Annotated in this window: 30 protein-coding genes, 1 tRNA gene and 1 pseudogene; 11 read left to right on the forward strand and 21 right to left on the reverse strand. The window is 69.3% G+C overall.

Going from position 1 to position 25,109, the window contains the following annotated elements:
• Nucleotides 1–88: 88 nt before the first annotated feature.
• Nucleotides 89–397, reverse strand: coding sequence for an alpha/beta fold hydrolase (locus tag RB628_RS07350; RefSeq protein ID WP_318319480.1), 309 nt, complete (start codon nt 395–397; stop codon nt 89–91).
• 55 nt (nt 398–452) lie between these two features.
• On the opposite strand from RB628_RS07350, the gene RB628_RS07355 reads away from it, so the two are divergent.
• Nucleotides 453–872 (forward strand): hypothetical protein, encoded by a 420-nt coding sequence (locus RB628_RS07355; RefSeq protein WP_318319481.1) that lies wholly within the window; start codon nt 453–455, stop codon nt 870–872.
• A gap of 40 nt (nt 873–912) precedes the next feature.
• The gene (locus RB628_RS07360; RefSeq protein WP_318319482.1) at nt 913–1,224 is read left to right on the forward strand and encodes a hypothetical protein; all 312 of its coding nucleotides are present in this window, start codon (nt 913–915) and stop codon (nt 1,222–1,224) included.
• Here RB628_RS07360 and RB628_RS07365 read toward each other — a convergent pair.
• Nucleotides 1,221–1,457: pseudogene (locus RB628_RS07365) on the reverse strand (helix-turn-helix domain-containing protein); the annotation flags it as partial. The gene RB628_RS07360 and the pseudogene RB628_RS07365 overlap by 4 nt on opposite strands.
• Nucleotides 1,458–1,459: 2 nt before the next feature.
• On the opposite strand from RB628_RS07365, the gene RB628_RS07370 reads away from it, so the two are divergent.
• On the forward strand, nt 1,460–1,630 hold the full coding sequence (locus tag RB628_RS07370; protein ID WP_412180606.1) for a hypothetical protein: 171 nt from the start codon (nt 1,460–1,462) through the stop codon (nt 1,628–1,630).
• Between the two features lie 63 nt (nt 1,631–1,693).
• On the opposite strand, the gene RB628_RS07375 is transcribed toward RB628_RS07370, so the two are convergent.
• The gene (locus RB628_RS07375) at nt 1,694–2,200 is read right to left on the reverse strand and encodes a hypothetical protein (RefSeq protein ID WP_318319483.1); all 507 of its coding nucleotides are present in this window, start codon (nt 2,198–2,200) and stop codon (nt 1,694–1,696) included.
• Nucleotides 2,201–2,262: 62 nt separating this feature from the next.
• The gene (locus RB628_RS07380) at nt 2,263–3,660 is read right to left on the reverse strand and encodes a DUF445 domain-containing protein (RefSeq protein ID WP_318319484.1); all 1,398 of its coding nucleotides are present in this window, start codon (nt 3,658–3,660) and stop codon (nt 2,263–2,265) included.
• A 194-nt stretch (nt 3,661–3,854) separates the two neighbouring features.
• Here RB628_RS07380 and RB628_RS07385 point away from each other — a divergent pair, with 194 nt between their 5' ends.
• Nucleotides 3,855–5,201, forward strand: a complete 1,347-nt coding sequence (locus RB628_RS07385; RefSeq protein ID WP_318319485.1) for an SGNH/GDSL hydrolase family protein — start codon at nt 3,855–3,857, stop codon at nt 5,199–5,201.
• Nucleotides 5,202–5,447: 246 nt separating this feature from the next.
• On the opposite strand, the gene RB628_RS07390 is transcribed toward RB628_RS07385, so the two are convergent.
• The 4 genes from RB628_RS07390 to RB628_RS07405 are packed head-to-tail and all read right to left on the reverse strand — an operon-like array spanning nt 5,448 to nt 9,001.
• Entirely contained in the window at nt 5,448–6,212 is a 765-nt protein-coding gene (locus tag RB628_RS07390) for a DUF1707 domain-containing protein (protein WP_318319486.1), read from the reverse strand.
• Between the two features lie 51 nt (nt 6,213–6,263).
• Nucleotides 6,264–7,271 (reverse strand): ATP-binding cassette domain-containing protein, encoded by a 1,008-nt coding sequence (locus RB628_RS07395; protein WP_318319571.1) that lies wholly within the window; start codon nt 7,269–7,271, stop codon nt 6,264–6,266.
• A gap of 28 nt (nt 7,272–7,299) precedes the next feature.
• Entirely contained in the window at nt 7,300–8,208 is a 909-nt protein-coding gene (locus tag RB628_RS07400; protein WP_318319487.1) for an ABC transporter permease, read from the reverse strand.
• Nucleotides 8,201–9,001: an ABC transporter permease gene (locus tag RB628_RS07405; RefSeq protein ID WP_318319488.1), complete on the reverse strand. Its 801-nt coding sequence runs from the start codon at nt 8,999–9,001 to the stop codon at nt 8,201–8,203. Before RB628_RS07405 ends, RB628_RS07400 begins: the two co-directional genes overlap by 8 nt.
• A 225-nt stretch (nt 9,002–9,226) precedes the next feature.
• Between RB628_RS07405 and RB628_RS07410 the strand changes: the two genes are divergently transcribed.
• Nucleotides 9,227–11,674, forward strand: coding sequence for a transglycosylase domain-containing protein (locus RB628_RS07410; RefSeq protein WP_318319489.1), 2,448 nt, complete (start codon nt 9,227–9,229; stop codon nt 11,672–11,674).
• A 70-nt stretch (nt 11,675–11,744) separates the two neighbouring features.
• On the opposite strand, the gene RB628_RS07415 is transcribed toward RB628_RS07410, so the two are convergent.
• Both RB628_RS07415 and RB628_RS07420 read right to left on the reverse strand, forming a co-directional pair.
• Entirely contained in the window at nt 11,745–12,047 is a 303-nt protein-coding gene (locus RB628_RS07415) for a GroES family chaperonin (protein WP_412180611.1), read from the reverse strand.
• Between the two features lie 75 nt (nt 12,048–12,122).
• Entirely contained in the window at nt 12,123–12,455 is a 333-nt protein-coding gene (locus tag RB628_RS07420) for a DUF3618 domain-containing protein (RefSeq protein WP_318319491.1), read from the reverse strand.
• A 150-nt stretch (nt 12,456–12,605) separates the two neighbouring features.
• Between RB628_RS07420 and bcp the strand changes: the two genes are divergently transcribed.
• The 3 genes from bcp (at nt 12,606) to RB628_RS07435 (ending at nt 13,504) form a co-directional block, all read left to right on the forward strand.
• Nucleotides 12,606–13,073 (forward strand): thioredoxin-dependent thiol peroxidase, encoded by a 468-nt coding sequence (bcp, locus tag RB628_RS07425; RefSeq protein WP_318319492.1) that lies wholly within the window; start codon nt 12,606–12,608, stop codon nt 13,071–13,073.
• 160 nt (nt 13,074–13,233) lie between these two features.
• Nucleotides 13,234–13,365, forward strand: a complete 132-nt coding sequence (locus tag RB628_RS07430) for an HNH endonuclease (RefSeq protein WP_412180607.1) — start codon at nt 13,234–13,236, stop codon at nt 13,363–13,365.
• 53 nt (nt 13,366–13,418) lie between these two features.
• Nucleotides 13,419–13,504, forward strand: a tRNA-Leu gene (locus tag RB628_RS07435).
• Nucleotides 13,505–13,554: 50 nt separating this feature from the next.
• Here RB628_RS07435 and rdgB read toward each other — a convergent pair.
• The 4 genes from rdgB to RB628_RS07455 all read right to left on the reverse strand — a co-directional run bounded on the left by rdgB (nt 13,555) and on the right by RB628_RS07455 (nt 15,919).
• Nucleotides 13,555–14,157 carry an RdgB/HAM1 family non-canonical purine NTP pyrophosphatase gene (gene rdgB, locus RB628_RS07440; RefSeq protein WP_318319493.1) on the reverse strand — a complete coding sequence of 201 codons (603 nt, stop codon included), beginning with the start codon at nt 14,155–14,157 and terminating at the stop codon, nt 13,555–13,557.
• An 88-nt stretch (nt 14,158–14,245) separates the two neighbouring features.
• Complete coding sequence (locus RB628_RS07445) at nt 14,246–14,674, reverse strand: hypothetical protein (protein WP_318319494.1); 429 nt, start codon at nt 14,672–14,674, stop codon at nt 14,246–14,248.
• 161 nt (nt 14,675–14,835) lie between these two features.
• Nucleotides 14,836–15,573: a ribonuclease PH gene (rph, locus tag RB628_RS07450; RefSeq protein ID WP_318319495.1), complete on the reverse strand. Its 738-nt coding sequence runs from the start codon at nt 15,571–15,573 to the stop codon at nt 14,836–14,838.
• 112 nt (nt 15,574–15,685) lie between these two features.
• Nucleotides 15,686–15,919: a PTS glucose/sucrose transporter subunit IIB gene (locus RB628_RS07455; RefSeq protein WP_318319496.1), complete on the reverse strand. Its 234-nt coding sequence runs from the start codon at nt 15,917–15,919 to the stop codon at nt 15,686–15,688.
• 197 nt (nt 15,920–16,116) lie between these two features.
• Here RB628_RS07455 and RB628_RS07460 point away from each other — a divergent pair, with 197 nt between their 5' ends.
• Together RB628_RS07460 and RB628_RS07465 are read left to right on the forward strand one after the other, a co-directional pair.
• Nucleotides 16,117–17,415, forward strand: a complete 1,299-nt coding sequence (locus RB628_RS07460) for a PTS transporter subunit EIIC (protein ID WP_318319497.1) — start codon at nt 16,117–16,119, stop codon at nt 17,413–17,415.
• Nucleotides 17,416–17,531: 116 nt separating this feature from the next.
• The gene (locus RB628_RS07465; protein ID WP_318319498.1) at nt 17,532–18,779 is read left to right on the forward strand and encodes a PTS transporter subunit EIIC; all 1,248 of its coding nucleotides are present in this window, start codon (nt 17,532–17,534) and stop codon (nt 18,777–18,779) included.
• An 81-nt stretch (nt 18,780–18,860) separates the two neighbouring features.
• Here RB628_RS07465 and RB628_RS07470 read toward each other — a convergent pair whose 3' ends face one another.
• The gene (locus RB628_RS07470) at nt 18,861–19,613 is read right to left on the reverse strand and encodes an MBL fold metallo-hydrolase (protein ID WP_318319499.1); all 753 of its coding nucleotides are present in this window, start codon (nt 19,611–19,613) and stop codon (nt 18,861–18,863) included.
• A 205-nt stretch (nt 19,614–19,818) separates the two neighbouring features.
• On the opposite strand from RB628_RS07470, the gene RB628_RS07475 reads away from it, so the two are divergent.
• Nucleotides 19,819–20,286: a type II toxin-antitoxin system PemK/MazF family toxin gene (locus RB628_RS07475; protein WP_318319500.1), complete on the forward strand. Its 468-nt coding sequence runs from the start codon at nt 19,819–19,821 to the stop codon at nt 20,284–20,286.
• A 99-nt stretch (nt 20,287–20,385) separates the two neighbouring features.
• On the opposite strand, the gene RB628_RS07480 is transcribed toward RB628_RS07475, so the two are convergent.
• From RB628_RS07480 to RB628_RS07505, 6 genes are all read right to left on the reverse strand, one after another.
• A complete protein-coding gene (locus tag RB628_RS07480) occupies nt 20,386–21,336 on the reverse strand; it encodes a cysteine synthase (RefSeq protein ID WP_318319501.1) in 951 nt (316 codons plus the stop codon).
• 16 nt (nt 21,337–21,352) lie between these two features.
• Entirely contained in the window at nt 21,353–21,631 is a 279-nt protein-coding gene (locus tag RB628_RS07485) for a MoaD/ThiS family protein (RefSeq protein ID WP_318319502.1), read from the reverse strand.
• Between the two features lie 155 nt (nt 21,632–21,786).
• Nucleotides 21,787–21,885 carry a putative leader peptide gene (locus RB628_RS07490; RefSeq protein ID WP_318319503.1) on the reverse strand — a complete coding sequence of 33 codons (99 nt, stop codon included), beginning with the start codon at nt 21,883–21,885 and terminating at the stop codon, nt 21,787–21,789.
• 100 nt (nt 21,886–21,985) lie between these two features.
• Nucleotides 21,986–22,408, reverse strand: a complete 423-nt coding sequence (locus tag RB628_RS07495) for a M67 family metallopeptidase (protein ID WP_318319504.1) — start codon at nt 22,406–22,408, stop codon at nt 21,986–21,988.
• A gap of 88 nt (nt 22,409–22,496) precedes the next feature.
• Complete coding sequence (locus tag RB628_RS07500; protein WP_318319505.1) at nt 22,497–24,038, reverse strand: alanine/glycine:cation symporter family protein; 1,542 nt, start codon at nt 24,036–24,038, stop codon at nt 22,497–22,499.
• A gap of 252 nt (nt 24,039–24,290) precedes the next feature.
• Entirely contained in the window at nt 24,291–24,896 is a 606-nt protein-coding gene (locus RB628_RS07505; RefSeq protein WP_318319506.1) for a DUF2017 domain-containing protein, read from the reverse strand.
• Nucleotides 24,897–25,109 lie beyond the last annotated feature (213 nt).

Raw genomic sequence — 25,109 nt, forward strand, 5'->3', positions numbered from 1 at the left:
CACCAGCACCAGCACCAGCACCAGCACCAGCACCAGCACCAGCACCAGCACCAGCGACCGAACACCAGGTCCGGATGCGCCGACACGGTCAGCAGGGCGGCCAGCCGATCAGCGACTGGCCCACCAACGTGACCTGATTCAGGCCCAGTTCGCGGATCAACGCCACCACGTCCCGTACGTTTGCCGCCCGCATCATGTCCCGCGGGCCGCGCGTGCTCCCGCCGTGTCCCCGGGCGCCGTACGTGATCACTCGGTGGCCGTCCGGCAGCAACAGGGCCGGCAGGTCGGCCCATTCGGCCCGGTGACGCGCGGGGCCGTGCAGGAGGAGAAGCGGCGGGCCCCCACACGGCGTGGACGGGTTGTGGTACCCGTACGCCAAGGTTGTACCGTCAACCATCCTCAGCTTGGGCATAGTCGAGCAGCATAGTCAGAACGAACGGACGGGACCGGCCTTGTCTTCCCTGAACCCGGACCGCGGTGCCCTGCTCCGCGCACTCGCGATCCTCTCCGGTGCCCTCGCGGTCGCGCTGTACTGCTGGGGGCTGCTGCAGGTCCTCGGTGCCGCGCTGGAGGCGGAGGACGGCGGTACGGACTCGGCGCCGGTCCGGCCCTGTCGTACGGCGGGGCCGCAGGAGCGGGGCGGGGCCGAGGTCGTCGACTACAGCGTCGGCTACGTTCCGCTCCGGTTCGTGTGCGAGACGCGGGGCGGCGGGAGTTACGCCACCGACAGCGTGCCTGGGTACGTCAATCCGGGCGCGTTCGGGTTCGCGCTGGCCGGGGGGCTGCTCGCCGTCGGCGCAGGGTACGAGGCCGAACTGCGCGCCCGCCGGGCAGCCACCCCGCCCGGCGAGCAGACCGGGACCACGAGCTAGCCTCGCCCCGTACGACACGACTCAGCGGAGGCAGGCCACCATGGCGGAGACGACGAAGGTTCCCACGGCGCTCGTGGCCGCCGGCGGGCTCGTCGGCGGGTACGCCGTCGCCCGTTGGAGCAGGAACCGGCAGCTCGGCGGGACCGTGCTGGCCGTCGCGGGGACCGTCGCCGCCCAGCGGTGGCATGAGCAGGCGGGCAGTACGGCCGCCGGGGCGCTGACCGTCGCGTACGTCGCCGCCTTCGCCGGGTCGCACCCGCTCGCCAGGAAGGTGGGCGCCTGGCCGGCCGTGTTCGGGGTCGCCGGGGCCGTCGCCCTCGCCTCCTGGGCCGTCGCCGACCGGCACGCCTAACCTCCCGCGGGGACTGCCTGAAACGCCCTCCGATACGCGTACGGACTCGTCCCGACCACCCGCTTGAAACGGTCCCGGAACGCCGTCGGCGACCCGAACCCCGTCTGGGCGGCGATCAGTTCGACCGGGTACGTCGTCGTCTCCAGCAGGTACTGCGCCCGCCGCACCCGCGCCCGGTGCAGCCACCGCAGGGGCGTGGTGCCGGTCTGTTCGCGGAAGCGGCGGTTGTCGTGCTGTGCTGCCCCGCCAGGAGACGCTCCAGGAGACGGTCATCGGCCGTGCGGCGAGCGGTGCGGACCGGGCGGCGACCGTTCGACTCGCCATGTTCACCGGGATCTTCAACCTGCTGTGGGCCACGGTGACGGTACTGATGATCGTTCGTCCCGGCTCCACCACGGGAGCCTAGGTCCGGTGCGTCACCCACGGGGACGTCGTGGCTTGCCTCGCCCAGGCGGCGGAGCCGCACATGTCACAGCCCGCGCCCCTGAAGACACCCCGCCGACACCAGACCCTCCGTCGACTCCTCCTCCACCCGGAACGCCCGCCCCACCCCCGCCGCGACCAGCGCCCCCGCCGCGATCACCAGTGTGAAGAAGGCCCAGGTCAGGGGCCAGGCGTTGGCGAAGCCGTCCGGCGGGCCGGGGTGCGTGCGCAGGGAGACGTACATGAGCGCCGCCGGGGGGACCGCCACCAGGAGCAGCGGCCAGCCCCGGCTGTCGCGGTGGCCGAAGTAGGCGGCCAGGAGCAGCAGTACAACGCCCAGGGCGACGGCCCCGACGCCCGTCACCGGGGTCGTCTCGTCCGTCGAGCCCGCGCTCTCGACGCGGTTGCGCAGGTCCCAGGGGACGCAGACGACGTACGACGCCGAAGCGACGGCGACGCCGAGTGCGCGGGTCAGCCAGCGCTCGGCCCAAGGACGCTCCCGCAGCGGCCCGAGCAGCTTCCCGGTGGTGCCGTTCCCAGTCATCTCGGTCATACGTACGAGGGTCACCCGTCCGGGGACGGTCCGACAGAGTACGCGTACTCAGGTACGGGTACCTACGCCCCCAGCGCCCGCGACACCACGTAGATCAGCAGCCCCGCCAGCGAACCGACCACCGTGCCGTTGATCCGGATGAACTGCAGGTCACGGCCGATGTGCGCCTCGATCTTCCGCGTCGTGTGCTCGGCGTCCCAGCCCGCGACCGTGTCCGTGATCAGGGAGGTGATCTCGCCCTGGTAGGTCGTCACGACATACACCGCCGCGCCCTCGACCCAGCCGTCCACCTTGTTCTGCAGTCCGGTGTCGACCGCCATCCGGGACCCCAGCGACAGCAACGACGCCCGTACGCGCAGCCGCAGCTCGCTGCGTTCGTCCTCGGCGGCCGAAACGATCATCGAGCGTACGGCCGTCCAGGCGGACGCGATCAGGTCCTGGACCTCGCCGCGCCCCAGGACCTCGGTCTTCAGCCGCTCGACACGCGCGCGCGTGTCCGTGTCGGACTGGAGGTCGGAGGCGAAGTCGGTGAGGAAGCGGTCCAGGGCCCCGCGCGCCGGGTGGGCGGGGGCGTCGCGCATCTCGGTGACGAAGCGCAGCAGCTCCTTGTAGACGCGCTCGCCGACCTTCTTGTCGACGAACTTGGGCGTCCAGCCTGGCGCCCCGCCCTGCACGGCGCCCATGACCTCCTCCTCGTGCAGGACGAGCCAGTCGTGCGCGCGTACGCAGATCAGGTCGACAGCCCTCTTGTGGCCGCCGTCGGTGACGACCTTCTCCAGCATCTTGCCGATGCCGGGCGCGATCTCCTGGGCGTCGGCCCGCCGGGTGATGGCCTCGCCGACGACCGCCTGGACGTCGGCGTCACGCAGGACGGTGAGCGCCCCGCGCAGGGCCGCCGACAGCTCCGCCGTGACCCGGTCCGCATGCTCCGGCTCCGCGAGCCAGGTACCGAGGCGGCTGCCGATGCCCACGGCCCGCAGGCGCTGCCGTACGACGTCCTGGGAGAGGAAGTTCTCGCCGACGAACTCCCCCAGGGATACGCCTAGTTGATCCTTCTTGGTGGGGATGATCGCGGTGTGCGGGATGGGCAGGCCCATGGGATGGCGGAAGAGGGCGGTGACCGCGAACCAGTCGGCGAGCGCGCCGACCATGCCGGCCTCGGCCGCCGCGGCGACATACCCCGTCCAGGCACCGGCGCCCTGCTCACCGGCCCACTTGGCGAGGACGTACACGACGGCGACGAAGAGCAGCAGCCCGGTCGCGGTGAGCTTCATCCGGCGCACCCCGCGCTGACGCTCCTCGTCGGCGGGGCTGAAGGAGGTCATGGCGCGGCCGGGAACCGTCCCGGCGGGGGCGACAGGGGCGGCGCGGGACTGCTGCTGCCCATCGGCCCCGTCAGTCCCGCCGGCCCCGCCGGTCCCGTCGGCGCGGTCCTTTGATCCCGTTCTCGTCCGTTCCATTCGCTCCACCGTTCAGTGATCCCTCACACATTGTCCCTTCCTGACCGACTCCTGGAACGGAACAAGAGTTCCCCGCGTATATCCGGAGGGAGCCGATCCCGTGGATTCGGCCGGCTCTCACAGGCCCATCCCGCATCATGGGCTCAGCCCATCGGAACCCCACGTTCCCCGCCGTACGAGGAGTCACGCATCCCATGACCAGGCGCCACGGTTATGGCCTGCTCGCCGCGATGGTCACGCTCGTCGTGGCCGTGTCCGCCGCCATATACGTCGGGGCGACCCTCGACGACGGCAGCCGGCGCGCCAAGTCCGTCAGCCGGGCCCACGGCGACTCTGGCAACGCCGTCGCCCCCGCGTCCACCGGCGCCTGGGTCGGCACCTGGTCCGCGTCCCCGGTCGACGGCGAACCGGGCACCGAGGCGAAGGGCCTCGCCGGGCGCTCCCTGCGCAACGTCGTGCACACGGCGGCCGGCGGTACGAGTGCCCGCGTCACGCTGTCCAACCTCTACGGCAAGCAGCCCCTGGTCATCGCCCACGCCTCGATCGCCGTCGCCGCCGCCGAGAACAGCGCCGCCGCCGACGCCGCGACGATGCGCCGGCTCACCTTCGGCGGCAGCCCGTCGGTGACGATCCCGGCGGGGCGGCAGATCGTCACGGACGCGGTACGGGTCGCGGTCCCGCGTGACAGCGATGTCCTGGTGACGACGTACTCTGCGGTCCCGTCCGGCCCGGTCACCTACCATCCGCGTGCCCGGCAGATCTCGTACGCCGCCCTGGGCGACCGCACCGAGGACCCCCACGCCACGGCGTACACCGAACAGACCGAGGCATGGCGGTACGTCACCGCCCTGGACGTCCTCAGTAACCAGTCCGACGGGACGGTCGTCGTCCTCGGCGACTCGCTCACCGCCGGCAGCACGTCGAGCGTGGGCACCAACAGCCGGTGGCCCGACGTGCTCGCCGACCGCCTCCACGAGGCGGCGGAGGCCGGCGCGGACGTGCCCCGCTACAGCGTCGTCAACCAGGGAATAGGCGGCAACCGCGTCCTGCGGCACGGCGGCGTCGGCCTGCCGGCGCCCAACGCGAGCGGTCTGACGCGGTTCGGACGGGACGTCCTGGGCCGTACGAACGTCAAGGTCGTCGTGGTCGACCTGGGCGTCAACGACATCCTGCGCGCCCGCGACCCCAAGGCGCTGAGGGCGTCCTCGATCGTCGCCGGGCTGCGTGAGCTGGTGGACGAGGCGCATGGGCGGGGGCTGAAGGTGGTGGGGGCGACGCTGATGCCGTTCGGGGGGTTCCACGGGTACTCGGCGGCGACGGAGGCGTTGCGGCAGGCCGTGAACGCGGAGATTCGCTCCGGGCGGGTGTTCGACGCGTACGCGGACTTCGACGAGGCGTTGCGGGATCCGTACGACCCTCGGCGGTTCCGGGCGGAGTACGACTCGGGGGATCACTTGCATCCGAGTGACGCGGGGTATGCGCGTATGGGGGAAGTGTTCGACCTGGAGGATCTGAAGGGGTCTGTGCCGGCTGAGTTGTGAGTGCGGGTCGGGTGCGGGTGTGGGTGTGGGTCGGGTGCGGCCCCGGTGGGGGCTGGTCGCGCAGTTCCCCGCGCCCCCAAAAACTCCCACCCCGCCCAGTTCGCAGGCACCGAGCCACCAGGCCGCCCACCCGCCCGGCCGCGGCCCCGATGGGGACTGGTCACGCGGTTTCCCGCGCCCCTCAAAGCTCCCGCGGCACCCCGTACGGTGCCGGGGCTGCGCGTCGGTTCCAGCCGCTTTCCCGGCTCAGTCCTCGTCCCGCTTGTGCAGGTCGTGCATGCCGTGCCGGAACCCGGAGTGAGAGCCGAAACCGGAGGCGGAGCCACCAAGCTCCCCCCGCCCTTCCCGCCGCTCCAGCTTCTCCTGCCGACGTTCCTCCTTCAGCCGCTGCCGCTCCGCCTTCGGCAGTTTCCGGTCCACGCCCACCCCGCCCCAGAAAGCGAACCCCTGGATGATCACGCGCGGGGCGCCGGGGTCACCCAGCACCCCCTCCTGGCTGTGGTCGAAGCCCCCCATGACGCCGATGCCGCGCACCACGACCTCGACGCCGGGCGGCACGATGACGTTCACGCCACCCATGATCGCGACGCAGTTGACGACCACCTCATGGTCGGTGAAGTTCGCGTCGCGCAGGTCGATCTCCCCGCCGCCCCAGAACGCGAACGAGTTGAACTGCCGAGGCACCGTCCAGCGCCCCCTGCGCTGAAACCCGCCCATGATGGCGACACCCCACCGCGAAGACCCCTCACCCCCGACGATCCGGTCCGGCCAACTCCCGCTCCCCACAGGCTGCTTGACCATACTCATGGGCGGCGCGCCCACCCCGGCCCCGGGCAGGTCACGAGTGATCGGCGTCAACTCGCCGTATGTACGCGCCTGGTACGTCGCGTCGAGGCGTTCCTCGAACTCGGCCATGTCGAGCCGCCCCTCCGCAAGGGCGTCCCGCAGTACTTCGGCGACTCGTTCACGATCGGCGTCGGAAGCGCGCAGCTCCGGAAGGTCGTCCGTCATACCCGCAGCCTACGAGGTCCCCGCCCACGGCACTACGGCAAGGCCTGAGCCCTACGCCGACGCCCGGTCCGCGTACATTTTCGCGATCACCGCCTCGATGTCCGGCTCCCGCACCGACAGGTCCACCAGCGGATACTCCGCCGCGATCCGCGCGACCAGCGGAGCCGCCGAATCCGACGCCGGGAAGGCCAGCCACTGCCTCGGGCCGTCCACCCGTACGACCCGCGCCGACGGCACCTCGATCGGCGGCAGCTCCCGCTCCAGGTCGACGACGAGGGTCCGCTCGCTGTCGCCCACCTCGTGCAGGCCGGTCAGCGGCCCGTCGTACATGAGGCGGCCGTGGTCGATGACCATGACCCGTGAGCACAGTTGCTCGATGTCCTGGAGGTCGTGCGTGGTGAGCAGGACCGTCGTGCCTCGTTCCGCGTTCAGGTCGCGGAGGAACTCGCGGACCCGGGCCTTGGAGATCACGTCCAGGCCGATCGTCGGCTCGTCGAGGTACAGCACCTCGGGCTCGTGCAGCAGTGCCGCCGCGATGTCGCCCCGCATCCGCTGACCGAGGGACAGTTGGCGGACCGGTACGTCCAACAGGTCGACCAGTTCGAGGAGTTCGACGCACCGTTCGAGGTTCTCCCGGTAACGGGCGTCCGGGATGCGGTACATGCGGTACATCAGACGGTACGAGTCGATGAGCGGGAGGTCCCACCACAGCGTCGTACGCTGCCCGAAAACCACCCCGATGCGCCGCGCGAGACGGGCGCGCTCACGGGACGGGTCGATGCCGGCGACGCGCAGCCGGCCGCCGCTCGGGGTGAGAATCCCCGTCAGCATCTTGATGGTCGTGGACTTCCCGGCGCCGTTCGGGCCGATGTAGCCGACCATCTCCCCGCGCGCCACCCGGAAGGAGATCGAGTCGACCGCCCGCACCTCCCGCCGCTCACTCCTCATGAACCCGGTCCGCTTGCGCACGTCGAACACCTTCTCGACACCGTCCAGCTCGATGAAGGACCCGTTGAACGACTCGTCGAAGGAGCCGTCCGCCTGACCGTGGCTGTGAATGCGACTGCGACTGTGGCTGTCCACGTGCCTAACTCCCCGTGCTCCGGTACGAACGAAGTCCCGCCCGCCAGGCCAGCCCCGCGAGCGCGCAGCAGCCCGCCGCCACCAGCGGGGGCAGGAACGCCACCCACTCCGGCAGGTCGAGCGGGTAGGGGCGGCCCAGCACATACAGCGCGGGCAGCCAGTTGACGAAGGCCAGCGGGAAGACGAACGTCACCCCGCGCACCAGGTCCTGCGCGAAGAGGCCCGGCGGATACTGCAACAGCGTGGCGCCGCCGTACGTGAACGCGTTCTGCACCTCCGAGGCGTCCCGCGCCACGAACTGGAAAGCCGCTCCCCCGACGAACACCGCGCAGAAGATCGCCCCGCCACTGATCACCATCACCGGCACCATCAGCACCTTGAGCGTCGTCCAGTGGACGTCGTCGAGGGTCAGGAGGGCGTAGCCGAGCACCAGCAGACCCTGGGTGATCCGGCCGAGGCGGCGCAGCGCGAACCGGTCCGCGGCGACCTGCGCGAGCAACGGCGCCGGCCGGACGAGCAGCGTGTCCAGGGTGCCGTCACGGACCCGGCGCCCGAGCCGGTCCATCGACCCGACGACGAGGTCGGCGATCCCGAACGCGGTCGAGGACAGCCCGTACAGGAACGCGATCTCGGGGAGCGAGTAGCCGCCGAGGCTGTCGACCTGGGAGAACATCAGCACGATCGTCAGGAAGTCGAGGCCGGTCGCCGCGAAGTTGCCGAACGTCGTCATCGCGAAGGAGGCCCGGTAGGCCATCGTGGACCTGATCCACATCGCGGCGATCATGCGATAGGCCCGTACGCCGTCGAGCACCCGCCCGGTGCGGCTGAGGGGCCCGTCGTCCCAGCCGTCGCCGGCCCGCCACTCGCACCGGACACCGGTCTTCACCGCACCGGAGACACCCGCGTCACCCACCCTGAACCACCACCCGCCGAGTAGCGGCCGCCTGCAGCAGACGCCCCACCGCCAGCAGCGCCACCGCCCACCCGGCCTGGAAGGCGTACGTGCCCAGCCAGTCCGCCTCCCCCAGCAGGATGTCCGCCGGCGCCTGGATCAGCGCCGCCCACGGCAGGGACCGTACGATCTCGCCGAACAGACCCGGGAAGACGTTCAGCGGCAGCACCATGCCCGAACAGAACACACCCACGAGCCACGCCATCTGCATGATGCCCGCGCCGTCGAGGAGCCAGAACGCGGCCAGCGCGAGCAGGAACCGGAACGAGTAGCTGACCACCATCCCCAGCGCGACCGCGCCCGCGAACGCCAGCCAGGGGACCACGGACGCCGGCAGCGTCAGGTCGAAGGCCCACGCGCCGAACGCGACCGGGATCACACCCCGGCCCAGCAGATGGAACAGGGCCCGGCCCATGTCCTGGGCCAGCCACCACATCTGGAGATCGGCCGGCCGGTAGAGGTCGATCGCGATGTCACCCGTACGGATACGCTCGATCAGCTCCTCCTCGAAGCCCGCGCCCATCACGCACATCGTCATCAGCAGCGCCTGGCCCAGCCACACGTAGGTGAGGGCCTGGGACTGGTCGTACCCGCCCAGGTGCGGTCTCTCGTCCCACAGGGCGATGTACGTGGAGGCCAGGATCACGCCGAAGACGGTGTTGGTGAACACCCCCGCCAGCGTGGCCGCCCGATACGTCGCATAACGTCGGAATCCCCCGGCCGCGACGGCCGCGTACAACCGCCCAGAACCCACGGCACCAGCCTTCCCGAACGCTCCGGAACGCCTCCGGACCGAAGCGCAGGAGCCTAGTGCGCTCCCCGGCCCGCCCGCCACGCGTTTTTCGCGCAGGAAGCGTGCCGGGGTCAGGGAACTGATCGGCGGGTGCGACAGTCTTCAAGAGGGGGCGCAGGAAACGTTTGAAGTGGTGAATGAGGTCGTACGGGAACGTACGACGCGAAACAGGAGTCCGTGCACGACATGAGCGACCAGCCAGAGCCGCAGCAGCCGACGCAGGGCTGGACACCGACAGACCCCGAAGTACCCGAAGTGGCGGAGGGCGAGAAGGCCAAGAAGCCCAAGCGGCCACGGCGCACCGGATGGCGTCGGCTGATCCCGACCTGGCGGCTCGTGCTCGGCACGTTCGTGCTCGGGATCCTGCTGGTCATCGGCCTGTTCGCAGTCGGCTACTACACGGTGAACATCCCGGCGGCGAACGCGGCGGCCATCAAGCAGAGCAACGTCTACCTCTACGCCGACGGCAGCCAGCTCGCCCGTGACGGCGAGGTCAACCGGGAGAACGTGACGCTGGCGCAGATCTCCAAGGACGCGCAGCACGCCGTACTGGCCGCCGAGGACCGAGACTTCTACACCGAGTCGGCGGTCGACCCGAAGGCGATGCTCCGCGCCGGCTGGAACACGGTGACCGGCAAGGGCAAGCAGTCCGGCTCGACGATCACCCAGCAGTACGTGAAGAACTACTACCTCGCACAGGAGCAGACCGTCACCCGAAAGGTGAAGGAGTTCTTCATCTCCATCAAGCTGGACCGGGTGAAGTCCAAGGCCGAGATCCTCGAGGGCTACCTCAACACCAGCTACGCCGGCCGCAACTCCTATGGCATGCAGGCCGCCGCCCAGGCCTACTACGGCGTCGACGCCGTGGACCTGACCGCCGGCCAGGGCGCCTACCTCGCCGCACTGCTTAACGCGCCGAGCGAGTACGACGTGATCGCCCACCCCGAGAACAGGCCGGCCGCGCTCGCCCGCTGGAACTACGTCCTCGACGGCATGGTCAAGAAGGACTGGCTGACCGAGTCCGAGCGGAAGGCCATCACCTTCCCAGAGCCGAAGCAGTCGATCGTCTCGACGGGCTTGTCCGGCCAGCGCGGCTACCTGGTCAAGGCGGTCAACGACTACCTCTTCGACAACAAGATCCTCACCGAGGACGAACTCCAGGCCGGCGGCTACCGCATCACCACCACCCTGCAGAAGCCCAAGCAGGACGCCTTCGTGAAGGCCGTCAACGACCAGGTGATGAAGAAGCTCGACAAGAAGAACAACAAGGTCGACAACTACGTCCGCGCGGGCGGCGTCGCCATCGACCCGGCCTCCGGCAAGGTCCTCGCGATGTACGGCGGCATCGACTACACCAAGCAGTACGTCAACAACGCCACGCGCCGCGACTACCAGGACGGCTCCACCTTCAAGCCGTTCGTGTTCACCTCCGCCGTCCAGAACGGCTCGGTGACCCAGGACGGCCGGACGATCACCCCGAACGCGTACTACGACGGCACCAACAAGCGCCCCGTCCAGGGCTGGAGCGGCGGGGAGTACGCCCCCGAGAACGAGGACCAGGTCTCGTACGGCAACGTCACCGTCCGCACGGCGACGAACAAGTCCGTGAACTCGGTGTACGCGCAGATGGCGGTGGACGTGGGCCCCGCGAAGATCAAGCAGACGGCGATCGACCTCGGCCTCCCGTCCGACACCCCCGACCTCAACCCGTACCCCTCCATCGCGCTGGGCACGTCGACGGCCAGCGTCCTCGACATGACGGAGGCGTACGCCACGCTCGCCAACCACGGCAGGCACGGCACGTACACGATCATCGGGAAGATCACGAAGGACGGTGAGGAGGGCTCGGTGACCCTCCCGAAGCAGAAGACGAAGCAGGTGGTGTCGCGGGAGGCCGCCGACACGACCACGGCGGTCCTGCAGAGCGTGGTCTCGGAGGGCACGGCGACCGCGGCCCTCGCCGCCGGCCGCCCGGTGGCCGGCAAGACCGGCACGGCCGAGGAGGACACGGCGGCCTGGTTCGCGGGCTACACCCCCGACCTGGCAACAGTCGTTTCCGTGATGGGCCAGGACCCGGTCACCGGCAAGCACAAGTCGCTGTACGGCGCGCTGGGCCTCGCCCGCATCAACGGCGGCGGCGCCCCCGCCGAGATCTGGGCCCAGTTCACGAAGGACGCCCTGAAGGGCAAGGAGGCGAAGGAGTTCGACCTCCAGCTCATGGACGGCGCCGACGAACAGCAGCTCCCGCCCGCCGACCCGCAGACCGACCCCGGCACGGACGCCGGCCAGGACAACGGCGGCACCCCGGACGGCGGCCAGGAAACCCCGGGCGCGTCGGAGGGGACGACTGCCACGGAGGGCACGGCGACGACGGGCGGCGCGCCGACGGACGGGACCACCGCCACGGGCGGTACGACGACCACCGGGGGTACGACGGACACCGGCGGGACCACCACCACCGGCGGCACCACGGACACGGGCGGCACGGCGACGGACGGCGGAACCACCGACACCGGGGGCACGACCACCGACGGCGGAACCACCGACAGCGGCGGCACGACGGACTCGGGTGGCACCACGGGAGGGGCGACGCCGGGGACGACGGGCGTGCTGGGCATGTCGAGAAGGGACTGACGCCGCCACTGGCACCGACGGGAAAGGGGGCTGGTGACGATGGTCACCAGCCCCCTTTCCTGCCGCTGGCCTACAGGTACAGGCCGGTCGAGTCCTCGGACCCCTCGAAACGGTCCGCCGCCACGGCGTGCAGATCGCGCTCACGCATCAGCACGTAGGCGACCCCGCGCACCTCGACCTCGGCAAGATCCTCCGGGTCGTACAGCACCCGGTCACCCGGCCCCACCGTCCGTACGTTCTGCCCGACCGCGACGACCTCCGCCCAGGCCAGCCGGCGCCCGACGGCCGCGGTGGCGGGAATCAGGATGCCGCCACCGGAACGCCGCTCGCCCTCGCTCGTGTCCTGCCGCACGAGCACACGGTCGTGCAGCATCCGGATGGGCAGCTTGTCGTGATGGGTGCTCTGGTCATTGCTCTTGGCGCTCACACTCCGAACCTACCCGCCTCTTCAGCGCTTGCGCCGCCGGGTGCCGAGAGCGAGGAGCCCGACCAGCCCCACGGCGACAAGGGCAACGGGAACGATCCGCTCGATCCGGGGCGCCCCGTCCTCGTCCACGAACTGTCCCTTGACGTCGCCGACAACACGGTTGACGCCGACGTAGGCGCGCCCGAGCGTGTGATCGACGCTGGAGACGACCTTGGCCTTGGCATCGCCGACGATCGTCTTCGGGTGCACTCGCACCCCGATCTCGTCGAGCGTCTCGGCCAGCGTCTCGCGACGACGCCTGATGTCCGCCTCGATCTGCGCCGGGGTTCTGCTGCTGTCCGAGGTGTCCGCCACCGTACGCCCTCCGAAGTCCGCTGGATGCATTGCTCCGGACAGTCTGTCAGTTCCGCCTCGGACCGCACTGTCAGCACCCCCGGTTAGGCTCGACCCGCGCCCTTCAGGGACGCACGTGGACGCACAAGGACGTACGAGGAGACCAGACGGATGAGCGAGCGACTCCAGCCCGGTGACGTGGCCCCGGCCTTCACCCTGCCCGACGCCGACGGCAACGAGGTGTCGCTGGCCGACCACAAGGGCCGCAAGGTCATCGTCTACTTCTACCCGGCCGCCCTGACCCCCGGCTGCACCAAGCAGGCCTGCGACTTCACGGACAACCTCGACCTCCTGGCCGGCGCGGGCTACGACGTGATCGGCATCTCCCCCGACAAGCCGGAGAAGCTCGCGAAGTTCCGCGAGAAGGAGGACCTGAAGGTCACCCTGCTCGGCGACACGGAGAAGACGGTCCTGCAGGCGTACGGCGCCTTCGGCGAAAAGATGAACTACGGCAAGACGTACGTCGGCGTCATCCGCTCCACGGTGATCGTGGACGAGGAGGGCAAGGTGGAACGGGCCCTGTACAACGTACGGGCGACGGGCCACGTAGCGAAGATCATCAAGGACCTGGGCGTCTGAGGCCCCGTTCCCGCTGCTCGGGCGGCCCGTGCCGGTTCAGGTCCGGCACGGGCCGCTCTGCGTTTCGGGCGCGACTGTCCGACAAGCGGTTCGTCACTCCGTACGAGGCCACGAACGGGTGGCCGGGAACACCCGTGAATGACTGGGCCGCCCCATTGCCTTGCAGATCGACCACACCAACGGAGACCGGCGCGACAACCGCCGGGAGAATCTGCGACACCTCTGTCCCAACCGCCATGCACCGACCGAGACCTGGTGGCACAGAAAGGGGAGGGTGCCTCTCGCGGGGTGACGTGTTCGCCCCGTAAGCTGGGTGTTACCGGTCGAGCATAATGACCGTTTTGGGCGGCCGTGTCGTAATTTGGTAGCCGAGCTGGGTTTAGGTCCCAGTGGGTTAATCACCCGTGTGGGTTCGAGTCCCACCGGCCGCACACGCAAAGAGGGGGCCTCCCACCGGGCGGCCCCCTTTGCTTACCCCAGCTCAGCCCAGCAACTCCCGCACCACCGGCACCAACCCCCGAAACGCCTGCCCCCGATGGCTGATCGCGTTCTTCTCCGCGGCCGTCAGCTGTGCGCACGTTCGCGTGTCACCCTCCGGCTGGAGGATCGGGTCGTAGCCGAAGCCGCCCGTGCCCTCCGGGGCGTGCCGCAGTACGCCCCGCAGTTGCCCCTCGACCACCCGTTCCGTGCCGTCCGGAAGCGCCAGGGCCGCCGCGCACGCGAAGTGGGCGCCCCGGTGTTCGTCCGCGATGTCCGACAGCTGGGCCAGGAGCAGCTCCAGGTTGGCCCTGTCGTCTCCGTGCCGTCCCGCCCAGCGCGCCGAGAAGATGCCCGGGGCACCGTTGAGGACGTCCACGCACAGCCCCGAGTCGTCGGCCACCGCCGGGAGGCCCGTCGCCTGGGCGAGGGCGTGGGCCTTGAGCAGGGCGTTTTCCGCGAACGTGACGCCCGTTTCCCTGACGTCGGGGATGTCCGGGTAGGCATCCGCGCCGACCAGGTCCATGGGGAGGGCCGCGTCGGCGAGGATCCGCCTCAGTTCGGTGATCTTTCCGGCGTTGCGGGTGGCGAGGATCAGGCGTGTCATGGCGTCCAGTATCCCGGCCTCAGGCTCTTCAACTGTTGCGGCTTTCGCTCAAGCAGACTGAGTGATGACGCTCCACCACCCACGCCGTTCAGGACGTGCACACCTTCGTCAGTTCGCCCGCCGCGTCCGTGACACCGCTGATGTCCGGGGTCGCGTCGCCGTTGTCGATGGCCGTACGGACGTCGTCCACGGCCTGGTTGAGGCTGTCGACCGCCTTGTTGACGTCGGCGTTGTCCGTCTTGTCGCCGATGTCGGTGAGGTTCTTGTCGATCGACTCCAGGGCCTCGGACGCCTGGGTCGGGTCGTTCGCGGCGTTCTCCACGGCCTGCTGGAGATCGCCGACGCTGGTGGCGATGGCGTCGGCGGTCTGGACGCAGTCCAGGGCCTTGCTGACGGCGTCGCATCCGGTGGTGAGCCCGGCGGTCAGCGCGACGGCCGCCACGGTGGCGGCTATGGCCGTGGCGCGGCGCCCCTTTCCGAGTCCTCGTGCGTTTCGGATTCGGCGGCTGACGGGCATGGTTCGGGTTCCCTCCGTTGACCGGTCGGACGTACGGCGGTGTGGCGTACGCCCGTGTTCCTGCGGTTTCTTGCGAGTTCGTGCGAGTCCTGCGTATCCCTGGAGACGCGTTGGATCAGCTGTGCGGTTGCCCGCGACCGCCACCCTATTTGGTGCGCCCTTTACCCTTCCAGGGCGGTGTCCAGTGCCTTGCGCTGGAGTGCCGCCAGGTCGGTGCAGCCGGCGACCGCGAGGTCGAGGAGGGCGTTCAGCTCGTCGCGGGCGAACGGTTCGGCTTCCGCGGTGCCCTGCACCTCGACGAAGCGGCCGTCACCGGTGCAGACGACGTTCATGTCCGTCTCCGCGCGTACGTCCTCCTCGTAGCAGAGGTCGAGCAGCGGGATTCCGCCCACGATGCCCACGGACACCGCGCTCACCGTGCCCGTGAGGGGCTGGCGGCCGGCCCGGATCAGCTTCTTGCCCTGGGCCCAGGAGATGGCGTCGGCCAGGGCGACGTACGCGCCGGTGATGGCGGCGGTGCGGGTGCCGCCGTCGGCCTGGAGGACGTCGCAGTCGAGGACGATCGTGTTCTCGCCGAGCGCCTTGTAGTCGATGACCGCGCGCAGGGAGCGGCCGATGAGGCGGCTGATCTCGTGCGTACGGCCGCCGATCCTGCCGCGGACCGATTCGCGGTCGCCGCGGGTGTTGGTGGCGCGCGGGAGCATCGAGTATTCGGCGGTGACCCAGCCCTCGCCGCTGCCCTTGCGCCAGCGCGGGACGCCTTCGGTGACGGAGGCGGTGCAGAAGACCTTCGTGTCGCCGAAGGAGACGAGGACGGAGCCCTCGGCGTGCTTGCTCCACCCTCGTTCGATGGTGACGGGGCGGAGTTGTTCGGGGGTGCGGCCGTCGATACGTGACATGGCGACGAGCCTAGCCGTAACGGCGGAAGGGGCCCTTCCCGTGGCGGGAATGGGCCCCTCAGGGGTGAACGCCCGTGTTGGGTACGGGTGTTCAGAGCCACTGGTCCGGCGTTTACATCAGGTCCTCGATGTCCGCGGCGATCGGGTCGGCGTCCGTGCCGATGACGACCTGGATGGCGGTGCCCATCTTGACGACGCCGTGGGCGCCGGCGGCCTTCAGGGCGGCGTCGTCGACCAGCGAGGGGTCGCTGACCTCGCAGCGGAGGCGGGTGATGCAGCCCTCGACCTCTTCGATGTTGTCGATGCCACCGAGTCCGGCAACGATCTTCTCAGCCTTGCTGGCCATGTCGCTTCTCCCTGATCCGAACCGCTTTGTCGCAGTAACCCACAGTTGGCCGATCTTCGCGAGCGGTCATGGCGCGCCTCCCGAAGGATGGGTTTCACGACGGATTTCACGACAGTGTGACCGTTCGCCGACGACTGGTCTACACCAGTCGGCCGGAAGTATCCAAACCCAGCTGCCCAACCCCGGTGAGGACGCCCATGAGTGCCGACAGGCCGGCCGCCAGTTCGACAGCCCCCTCGCGCACCCACTGGAGCAGGCTGTTCCAGGGACTGCAGAAGATGGGACGCAGTCTTCAACTCCCCATCGCCGTGCTTCCCGCGGCCGGCATCCTCAACCGCCTCGGCCAGCCCGATGTGTTCGGGGACGACGGGCTCGGCTGGGACAGCGTGTCGAAGGTGATGGGCGGCGCGGGCGGCGCCCTGCTCGACGGGTCGCTCGGGCTGCCGCTGCTGTTCTGTGTGGGCGTGGCGATCGGTATGGCGAAGAAGGCCGACGGTTCGACGGCACTCGCGGCCGTCGCCGGGTTCCTCGTCTACTTCAACGTGCTGCGCCAGTTCCCGAAGGACTGCGCGGACGGGGCAGTGGAGGTCGCCACCGGATGCCAGGCGGCCGACGGGACCGTGGCGGCGTTCACGTACCAGAATCCGGGTGTTTTCGGCGGCATCGTGATGGGGCTGCTGACCGCGTTCTTCTGGGCGCGTTATCACCGTACGAAGCTGGTGGACTGGCTCGGGTTCTTCAACGGCCGGCGTCTCGTCCCGATCATCATGGCGTTCGTCGCGATCGCGTTCGCCGCGCTGTGTCTGTGGATCTGGCCGCCGATCGGTGACGCGCTGGAGAACTTCAGCGACTGGCTGGTCGGTCTGGGCGCGTGGGGCGCGGGTGTGTTCGGTATCGCCAACCGGGCGCTGCTGGTGATCGGGCTGCACCAGTTCCTGAACGTGCCCATCTGGTTCCAGTTCGGCAGTTACACGAAGCCGGACGGGACGGTCGTGCACGGTGACATCAACATGTTCCTGGCGGGCGATCCGAACGCGGGTCAGTTCACGTCGGGCTTCTTCCCGATCATGATGTTCGCGCTGCCGGCCGCCGCGCTGGCCATCACGCACTGCGCGAAGCCGCATCGCCGCAAGGAGGTGGGCGGCCTGATGCTGTCGGTGGCGCTGACGTCGTTCGTGACCGGCATCACCGAGCCGATCGAGTACTCGTTCCTCTTCATCGCACCGCTGCTGTACGTGGTGCACGCGCTGCTGACGGGTGTGTCGATGGCGGTGACGTGGGGGCTCGGGGTGCACGACGGGTTCAGTTTCTCGGCGGGGCTGATCGACTACGTCATCAACTGGAATCTGGCGACCAGACCGTGGGCGATCATCCCGATCGGGCTGTGCTTCGCCGTCGTCTACTACGTGATCTTCCGGTTCGCGATCCTGCGGTTCGATCTGAAGACGCCGGGCCGGGAGCCGGAGGAGGAGGTCGAGGACGTCACCAAGGTCTGAGGACCGAAGATCACCGATCTCCCGTGTATATCGCGGGTTCCTTATGCGGCCTTCACCGTGCTACAACATGGTCTACACCACTGAGTGGTGTAGACCATGTACCCGTTGGAGGAAGTATGAGCACCGCCACCGCAGCGGCGGTCCCCTCGAAAAAGAGGGGATCCGGCCTGTTCCAGGGCCTGCAGAAGGTCGGCCGCAGCCTGCAGCTCCCGATCGCCGTACTTCCGGCGGCGGGCATCCTGCTCCGGCTCGGCCAGCAGGACGTGCACGACAAGTTGAACCTGCCGGACAAGGTGACGGCGGTGTTCGCCACCGCCGGTGGCGCCATCTTCGACAACCTGCCGATGCTGTTCTGCATCGGTGTGGCGATCGGTTTCGCCAAGAAGGCGGACGGCTCGACCGCACTCGCCGCCCTCGTCGGTTTCCTGGTCTACAGCAACGTCCTCAAGGCGTTCCCGGTCAGTGAAGCCAAGGTCCAGGCGGGCGCCGACATAGCCGCGACCTACAACAACCCCGGTGTTCTCGGCGGCATCGTGATGGGTCTGCTGTCCGCCGTACTGTGGCAGCGCTACCACCGCAAGAAGCTCGTCGACTGGCTGGGCTTCTTCAACGGCCGTCGGCTCGTGCCGATCATCATGGCCTTCGTCGGCACCGCGATGGGCGTCTTCTTCGGCCTCGTCTGGGAGCCGATCGGTGAGGGCATCTCCAGCTTCGGCGAGTGGATCACGGGTCTCGGCGCCTTCGGCGCGGGTCTGTTCGGCCTGATCAACCGGGCGCTGATCCCGGTCGGCATGCACCAGTTCGTGAACACCGTCTCCTGGTTCCAGATCGGTGACTTCACCGATGCCACCGGCACTGTCGTCCACGGCGACCTCAACCGGTTCTTCGCCGGCGACCCGACCGCCGGTCAGTTCATGTCGGGCTTCTTCCCGATCATGATGTTCGGCCTCCCGGCCGCCGCCATCGCCATCGCGCACTGCGCCCGCCCCGAGCGCCGCAAGGCCGTGATGGGCATGATGATCTCGCTCGCGCTGACGTCCTTCGTGACCGGTGTGACGGAGCCGATCGAGTTTTCGTTCATGTTCATCGCCCCACTGCTGTACGTGATCCACGCGGTCCTGACCGCCGTGTCCATGGCGATCACCTGGGCCCTCGGCGTCCACGCGGGCTTCACCTTCTCCGCCGGCTTCATCGACTACGCCCTGAACTGGAACCTGGCCACCAAGCCCTGGCTGATCATCCCGATCGGACTCGTCTTCGGAGCGATCTACTACTTCCTCTTCCGCTTCGCCATCACCAAGTTCGACCTCCCCACCCCTGGCCGCGAACCCGTCGAGGAGGTCGAGGACCTCACCAAGGCGTGAGAACACGGCCGTAGAGCATGACGAGGGCCCCGGAACCGACTCGCCGACTCGGTTCCGGGGCCCTCGTGCACGTACGAAGCGTCAGATCTCGTACGACACCCTCGGCGTCGCCAGTTCCACCGGCCCCCTGAACACCTCGCGTGCGTCGGCGAGGTTGACCTGCGGGTCGGTCCACGGGGGAATGTGGGTCAGTACGAGCTTGCGCGCGCCCGCGCGTTTCGCCGTCTCGCCCGCCTCGCGGCCGTTGAGATGCAGGTCCGGGATGTTCTCCTTGCCGTGCGTGAACGCGGCCTCGCAGAGGAACAGGTCGGTGTTCCGGGCGAGTTGGTCCAGCGCGTAGCTGACGCCGGTGTCCCCGGAGTACGTCAGTGACTTCCCACCGTGCTCAATGCGGATGCCGTACGCCTCCACCGGGTGTCGCACCCGCTCGGTGTGGACGGTGAACGGGCCGATGTCGAAGGTGCTCGGCTTGACCGTGTGGAAGTCGAAGACCTCGCTCATGGAGGAGGCGGTCGGGGTGTCGGCGTAGGCGGTGGTGAGGCGGTGTTCGGTGCCCTCGGGGCCGTAGACCGGGATCGGGTCGCAGCGACCGCCCTCGTGGCGGTAGTACCGTGCGACGAAGTACGCGCACATGTCGATGCAGTGGTCGGCGTGCAGATGGCTGAGAAAGATCGCGTCGAGGTCGTAGAGACCGCAGTGGCGCTGCAACTCGCCAAGGGCACCGTTGCCCATGTCGAGGAGCAGCCGGAAGCCGTCGGCCTCTACGAGGTAGCTCGAACAGGCCGATTCCGCGGACGGGAACGACCCCGAGCAGCCGACGACGGTGAGCTTCATAAAGCAGAAACCTCCGCGGGCGGGGAGCGTCAAAACAAACGTGACGGGGTTCTTGCGGTGCGTCGAGCGTAAGGCGCAAAACCTCCCGTCGCTCCTCCGCCAAGGGCTGTTGTGGGCGAACTCACCTGTGCTGTCACCGGTTCGGCTGGACGGGAAGCGCCGGTAGTTCGGGCGGTGCGGGGAGTGCGCCGGTACCGTCTTCCGTATGGACACGTCATGGTGGCTCGCTCTGGCGGCCGTCGTGCTGCTCGCGCTGGTCGCGGCGCTGGTGGACGGCTGGGGGCGGGGGCATCGGCCCCGCGGGCGCGCGGGCCGGCCGCCGGGCCGTGCCGAGGGGCCGCGGGGACAGCGGGGGCGGTCGGTACGGCCCCGGCCCGCGGAGATCTGGTGGGCGAACGTGCCCTTCGAGGACGGCCCGGGGGGCAAGGACCGGCCGTGCCTGGTGCTCTCGGTGCGGGGGCGGCGCGCGACCGTCGCGAAGATCACCAGCAAGTACCACGACGAGCGGCCCGGGGTGATCCCGATGCCGCCGGGTGCGGTGGGCGACGCGCGGGGGCGGCCGAGCTTCCTGGAGACGGACGAGCTGCGTGACCTGCCCGTGGGGGAGTTCCGGCGGCGGGTGGGGGTGGTGGACCCGGCCCTGTGGGACCAGGTCCGACACCTCGCCAGGTAGGCCGTGTGAGTCACGTGGGTCACTTGGGTACGGGATCCGGGACGCCCGCACTGGTGCGTCCCGGAGTGCCGCAAGTCGGCAAGTCGGCCTATTACGGTCTTACGCCCAGAGCTGGCCCTGCAGCGTCTCGATGGCCTCCTCCGTCGTGGCCGCCGTGTAGACGCCTGTCGAGAGGTATTTCCAGCCACCGTCGGCGACCACGAAGGCGATGTCCGCGCTCTCGCCCGCCTTGACGGCCTTGTTGCCGATGCCGATCGCGGCGTGCAGCGCGGCGCCGGTGGAGACGCCCGCGAAGATGCCCTCCTGCTGGAGGAGCTCCCGGGTGCGGGTGACCGCGTCCGCCGAGCCGACGGAGAAGCGGGTGGTGAGGACGGAGGCGTCGTACAGCTCGGGTACGAAGCCCTCGTCAAGATTGCGCAGACCGTACACCAGGTCGTCGTAGCGCGGCTCGGCAGCGACGATCTTCACGTCGGGCTTGTGCTCGCGGAGGTAGCGGCCGACGCCCATCAGCGTCCCCGTCGTGCCGAGGCCCGCCACGAAGTGGGTGATGGAGGGGAGGTCGGTGAGGATCTCCGGGCCGGTTGTGGCGTAGTGGGCGCCCGCGTTGTCCGGGTTGCCGTACTGGTAGAGCATCACCCAGTCGGGGTGCTCGGCGGCGAGCTCCTTGGCGACCCGTACGGCCGTGTTGGAGCCGCCGGCGGCGGGGCTGGGGATGATCTCGGCGCCCCACATGGCGAGCAGGTCGCGGCGTTCCTGCGAGGTGTTCTCGGGCATCACGCAGACCATGCGGTAGCCCTTGAGCTTGGCGGCCATGGCGAGCGAGATGCCGGTGTTGCCGGAGGTGGGCTCCAGGATGGTGCAGCCGGGGGTGAGGCGGCCGTCCTTCTCGGCCTGCTCGACCATGTACAGGGCGGGGCGGTCCTTGACCGAGCCGGTGGGGTTGCGGTCCTCCAGCTTCGCCCAGATCCGTACGTCGGCGGACGGCGACAGACGCGGCAGGCGCACCAGGGGGGTGTTGCCTACCGCGGCCAGCGGCGAGTCGTAGCGCATGGGTGCCAGAGGCCTGTCAGGCCATGCCGCCGGCCACGGCCGGCAGGATCGTCACGGTGTCGCCGTCGGCGAGCTTGGTGTTGATGCCGTCGAGGAAGCGGACGTCCTCGTCGTTGAGGTAGACGTTGACGAAGCGGCGCAGCTTGCCCTCGTCCACGATGCGGGCCTGGACTCCCGCGTGCCGGGTCTCGAGGTCGGCGAAGAGCTCGGCGAGGGTCTCCCCCGCACCGGGGACGGCCTTCTCGCCGTCGGTGTAGGTGCGGAGGATGGTCGGGATGCGGACCTCGATGGCCATGGCTCGGGGCTCCTGTCGGGAGTGGTGGTCGATGGGCGCGCGGCGGCGCGAAAAGCGGGTTGGTGCAGGTCATGCATGTGAGGCTCCCCCGCGCTCGGCTGCGCTCACGCGGGAGGTACCCCCGGCTCACGGCCGTACGGCGGCAGGGGGCCGCGTCAACAGATGGCGCTGGCCAGCCTGCACAGGTCGACGTGCAGCCGCGCCACGAGCAGCAGGGCGCCCGGCGTCTTCTCGCTCACGTCGTAGGAAACCATGGGCTCATCGTATCGATTCCCGGTCAGGATTCCCGAGGCCTGTCCCGCATTCTGGACATATCCGGGCCGCCTGGTGAGATCAGCAGGTCGCGGCGGAGTTTCAGTACGTCGCCACGACGCTGACCTCTTCCTCCGTGACCTCGCCCTCGACGATCCGGAACGAGCGGAACTGGAACTCCCCGAGGCCGTCCGTGTCGGCCGTGGACACGAGGACGTAGTGGGCGCCGGGCTCGTTGGCGTAGGAGATGTCGGTGCGGGAGGGGTGGGCCTCGGTCGCCGTGTGGGAGTGGTAGATGACCACCGGCTCCTCGTCGCGGTCGTCCATCTCGCGGTACAGCTTCAGCAGGTCCCCGGAGTCGAACTCGTAGAACGTGGGTGACATGGCCGCGTTCAGCATCGGGATGAAGCGCTCGGGGCGGTCGGAGCCCGCCGGGCCGGCTACGACGCCGCATGCCTCGTCGGGGTGGTCCTTGCGCGCGTGCGCGACGATCTGGTCGACGAGGGCCTGGGTGATGGTCAGCATGTTCGCCAGGATAAGCAACCCGGACAAACGCAGAGGCCGTCCCGTACCGAGGGGTGGTACGGGACGGCCCACATGGTGAGCTGCGAGGTCAGACGACCTTGACGGACTCCTGCTCGTCCTCGGGGTCCGCGCTGCCCACGGCGGCGCGCGCCTTCCGGGCCCGGACGAAGTCCAGGAAGGAGTCGAGCTCCTTCTTGACGAGGGGAGCCAGCAGGTAGAGGCCGACGATGTTGAACACCGACAGCAGGAAGAGTGCCGAGTCGCTCAGGCTGATCAGCGAGTCGAGAGAGAGCAGGGACCCCAGGACGACGAACGCACTCCAGATGGCCTTGAAGACGGTCTCGCTGGTCCTGCTCTTGCCGAAGAGGTACGTCCACGCCTTGAGGCCGTAGTAGCCCCAGGTCAGGATCGTGGAGAAGGCGAACAGCAGCACCGCGACGGTCAGCAGGTTCGGGAACCAGGGCAGCACGGTCTCGAAGGCGTCGGAGGTGATGGTGACACCGCCGACACCCTCGCCCGCGCGGGCCTCGGCCCAGCTGGCCGGATTGGCGATGACGATGGTCAGCGCGGTCATGGTGCAGATGACGACCGTGTCGATGAACGGCTCCAGCAGGGCGACCAGGCCCTCGCTCGCGGGGTGCTTGGTCTTGACCGCGGAGTGGGCGATCGGGGCGGAGCCCAGACCGGCCTCGTTGGAGAAGGCGGCACGCTGGAAGCCGACGATCAGGGCGCCGATCACACCGCCCGCGACGCCTTCGGCCTCGAAGGCGCCCTCGAAGATGGTCTGGATCGCGTCGGGCACCGCGGTGACGTTCGTCAGGATGACGACCAGACAGGCCACGATGTACAAGCCGGCCATCGCCGGGACCAGCCGGCTGGTGACCTTGGCGATGGAGCGGATGCCGCCGAGCAGCACGAGGCCGACCAGCGCGGCGATCACCAGGCCGAAGAGGACGGCACCGGCGGAGGAGGCCAGGAAGCCGTCCTCGCCACCGAAGGTCGAGGAGATCTGCGCGTAGCTCTGGTTGGTCTGGAACAGGTTGCCGCCGAACAGACCGAAGAAGAGGATCATGATGGAGGCGGCGACGGCGAGCACCTTGCCGAGCTTGGCGCCGCCGCTGCCGAAGCGCTCGGCGAGCCCCTTGGGCAGGTAGTACATCGGACCGCCGGAGACGGTGCCGTCCTCGTGCTCCTCGCGGTACTTCACACCGAGGGTGACCTCGACGAACTTGGTCGCCATACCGAGCAGACCGCAGAGGATCATCCAGAAGGTGGCTCCGGGGCCGCCGATGGAGACGGCGACGGCGACACCGGCGATGTTGCCGAGGCCGACGGTGCCGGAGACGGCGGCGGTCAGTGCCTGGAAGTGGTTGACCTCACCGGTCGCCCCCTCCTCGTCGTACTTACCGCGCACCACGTCGAAGGCGAGCTTGAACTTGCGCACCTGGATGAGGCCGAACCAGCCGGAGAAGACCAGGCCCGCGACCACCAGCCACGCGACGATGAGCGGAAGATCGGTGTCGCCGACGGGCACGGTGTAGAAGACGACCTCGCCGACTTCCTTGGCGACAGGTTCGAAGAAGTCGCTGACGGCATCGTCAACGGATTGCGTGAAGGAGTCGAATGACATGATCACCTCAGGGCGCGGGGACGTGCGGCATGGTGCGGCGATGCGGGAAGCGGTGTCGTGCATCCCGGCGACTGCCGGCTCTGTACACGGCGGAGGGGCAATGCCGTGATGGATTTCGGGAAGTCCTACCACGGCCTTTACCGATACCTGAGTGATGCAAATCACACAAAGACGCCCCCGGGGTACAAAACCCCAGAGGCGGTGATGCGATCGTTATCCGCATTTGAGTATCCGCTGAGCGAACGGGGCCCGTCACGGCAGCAATGTCTCGACCAACGTCTCCTGCAGCCCACCCAGCCACAGGTACGCCATCACCATCGGCTTGCGCGGGTCCTCGTCCGGCAGCCGGTAGAGGAGGTCGGTGTCCTCCTCGTCGACGATGTCCAGCCGGGAGCCGATCGCCAGGCGCAGGTCGTTGAGCGTGCCAAGCCACCGCTGGGACTCCTCGTGCGACAGCTTGAGCACCGCGCCCCCGTCACCGGCCGGCGTCAGCGCGTCCAGCGAGCGGATCACCGCGAGGGCGCTCTCCCGCTTGCCGGTCCGCAGGTCGTTCTCGGTGAACCGGCGGAACTCGGCGGCGTGCTCCCGCTCCTCCTCGGCCTGCCCGGGTGAGGTGGGTACGTCCTCGGGGTCGCCGTAGGCGTCCGGGAACAGGCGCCTGAGCACCGGGTCGGAGGGCGGCTCGGTCGGGCCCTCGGCGAACAGCTCGGCGAGCGGGTCGGCGGAGGCGTCCTCGGCCGGGCCGGGTCCGATCAGCTCCAGGAGCTGCACGGCCAGCGACCGGATGATGGAGATCTCGACGTCGTCGAGGGCGACGGCCGCGCCGCCGCCGGGGAGCGGTTCGAATTGTCCTGGCACTAGGGGGTGTCCTCTGGGTCAGGTCGGCAGTGGCGCCGAGTGCGTTGGTGGCCGACCCGAGCGGGGTCTGGTGCGTGGCAGCCGCAAGGCGGAGAAGGGAGTCGACGCGGAGCGACGGGGGTCCCCCGGTCGAGCGGAGTCGGGAGTGGGGGGAGAGTGACGACAACGCCGCCGGGGTTCCCCCTCTGGGGGAGTGCGTGCCGGACCCCGCGA

This window comes from Streptomyces sp. ADMS (assembly GCF_033441795.1).
In the GTDB taxonomy this organism is placed as follows: Bacteria; Actinomycetota; Actinomycetes; order Streptomycetales; family Streptomycetaceae; genus Streptomyces.

What these genes read in the sequence shown, in the direction of transcription:
- RB628_RS07495 (WP_318319504.1), bottom strand. Translation starts at nt 22,408, where the DNA reads ATGCTGACCATCACCCAGGCCCTCGTCGACCAGATCGTCGCGCACGCG.
- RB628_RS07460 (WP_318319497.1), top strand. Translation starts at nt 16,117, where the DNA reads ATGAGTGCCGACAGGCCGGCCGCCAGTTCGACAGCCCCCTCGCGCACC.
- RB628_RS07445 (WP_318319494.1), bottom strand. Translation starts at nt 14,674, where the DNA reads ATGCCCGTCAGCCGCCGAATCCGAAACGCACGAGGACTCGGAAAGGGG.
- RB628_RS07350 (WP_318319480.1), bottom strand. Translation starts at nt 397, where the DNA reads ATGGTTGACGGTACAACCTTGGCGTACGGGTACCACAACCCGTCCACG.
- rdgB (WP_318319493.1), bottom strand. Translation starts at nt 14,157, where the DNA reads ATGACACGCCTGATCCTCGCCACCCGCAACGCCGGAAAGATCACCGAA.
- RB628_RS07455 (WP_318319496.1), bottom strand. Translation starts at nt 15,919, where the DNA reads ATGGCCAGCAAGGCTGAGAAGATCGTTGCCGGACTCGGTGGCATCGAC.
- RB628_RS07480 (WP_318319501.1), bottom strand. Translation starts at nt 21,336, where the DNA reads ATGCGCTACGACTCGCCGCTGGCCGCGGTAGGCAACACCCCCCTGGTG.
- rph (WP_318319495.1), bottom strand. Translation starts at nt 15,573, where the DNA reads ATGTCACGTATCGACGGCCGCACCCCCGAACAACTCCGCCCCGTCACC.
- RB628_RS07475 (WP_318319500.1), top strand. Translation starts at nt 19,819, where the DNA reads ATGGACACGTCATGGTGGCTCGCTCTGGCGGCCGTCGTGCTGCTCGCG.
- RB628_RS07485 (WP_318319502.1), bottom strand. Translation starts at nt 21,631, where the DNA reads ATGGCCATCGAGGTCCGCATCCCGACCATCCTCCGCACCTACACCGAC.
- RB628_RS07385 (WP_318319485.1), top strand. Translation starts at nt 3,855, where the DNA reads ATGACCAGGCGCCACGGTTATGGCCTGCTCGCCGCGATGGTCACGCTC.
- RB628_RS07375 (WP_318319483.1), bottom strand. Translation starts at nt 2,200, where the DNA reads ATGACCGAGATGACTGGGAACGGCACCACCGGGAAGCTGCTCGGGCCG.
- RB628_RS07490 (WP_318319503.1), bottom strand. Translation starts at nt 21,885, where the DNA reads ATGGTTTCCTACGACGTGAGCGAGAAGACGCCGGGCGCCCTGCTGCTC.
- RB628_RS07415 (WP_412180611.1), bottom strand. Translation starts at nt 12,047, where the DNA reads ATGCTGCACGACCGTGTGCTCGTGCGGCAGGACACGAGCGAGGGCGAG.
- RB628_RS07465 (WP_318319498.1), top strand. Translation starts at nt 17,532, where the DNA reads ATGAGCACCGCCACCGCAGCGGCGGTCCCCTCGAAAAAGAGGGGATCC.
- RB628_RS07380 (WP_318319484.1), bottom strand. Translation starts at nt 3,660, where the DNA reads ATGGAACGGACGAGAACGGGATCAAAGGACCGCGCCGACGGGACCGGC.
- RB628_RS07500 (WP_318319505.1), bottom strand. Translation starts at nt 24,038, where the DNA reads ATGTCATTCGACTCCTTCACGCAATCCGTTGACGATGCCGTCAGCGAC.
- RB628_RS07360 (WP_318319482.1), top strand. Translation starts at nt 913, where the DNA reads ATGGCGGAGACGACGAAGGTTCCCACGGCGCTCGTGGCCGCCGGCGGG.
- RB628_RS07390 (WP_318319486.1), bottom strand. Translation starts at nt 6,212, where the DNA reads ATGACGGACGACCTTCCGGAGCTGCGCGCTTCCGACGCCGATCGTGAA.
- bcp (WP_318319492.1), top strand. Translation starts at nt 12,606, where the DNA reads ATGAGCGAGCGACTCCAGCCCGGTGACGTGGCCCCGGCCTTCACCCTG.
- RB628_RS07410 (WP_318319489.1), top strand. Translation starts at nt 9,227, where the DNA reads ATGAGCGACCAGCCAGAGCCGCAGCAGCCGACGCAGGGCTGGACACCG.
- RB628_RS07470 (WP_318319499.1), bottom strand. Translation starts at nt 19,613, where the DNA reads ATGAAGCTCACCGTCGTCGGCTGCTCGGGGTCGTTCCCGTCCGCGGAA.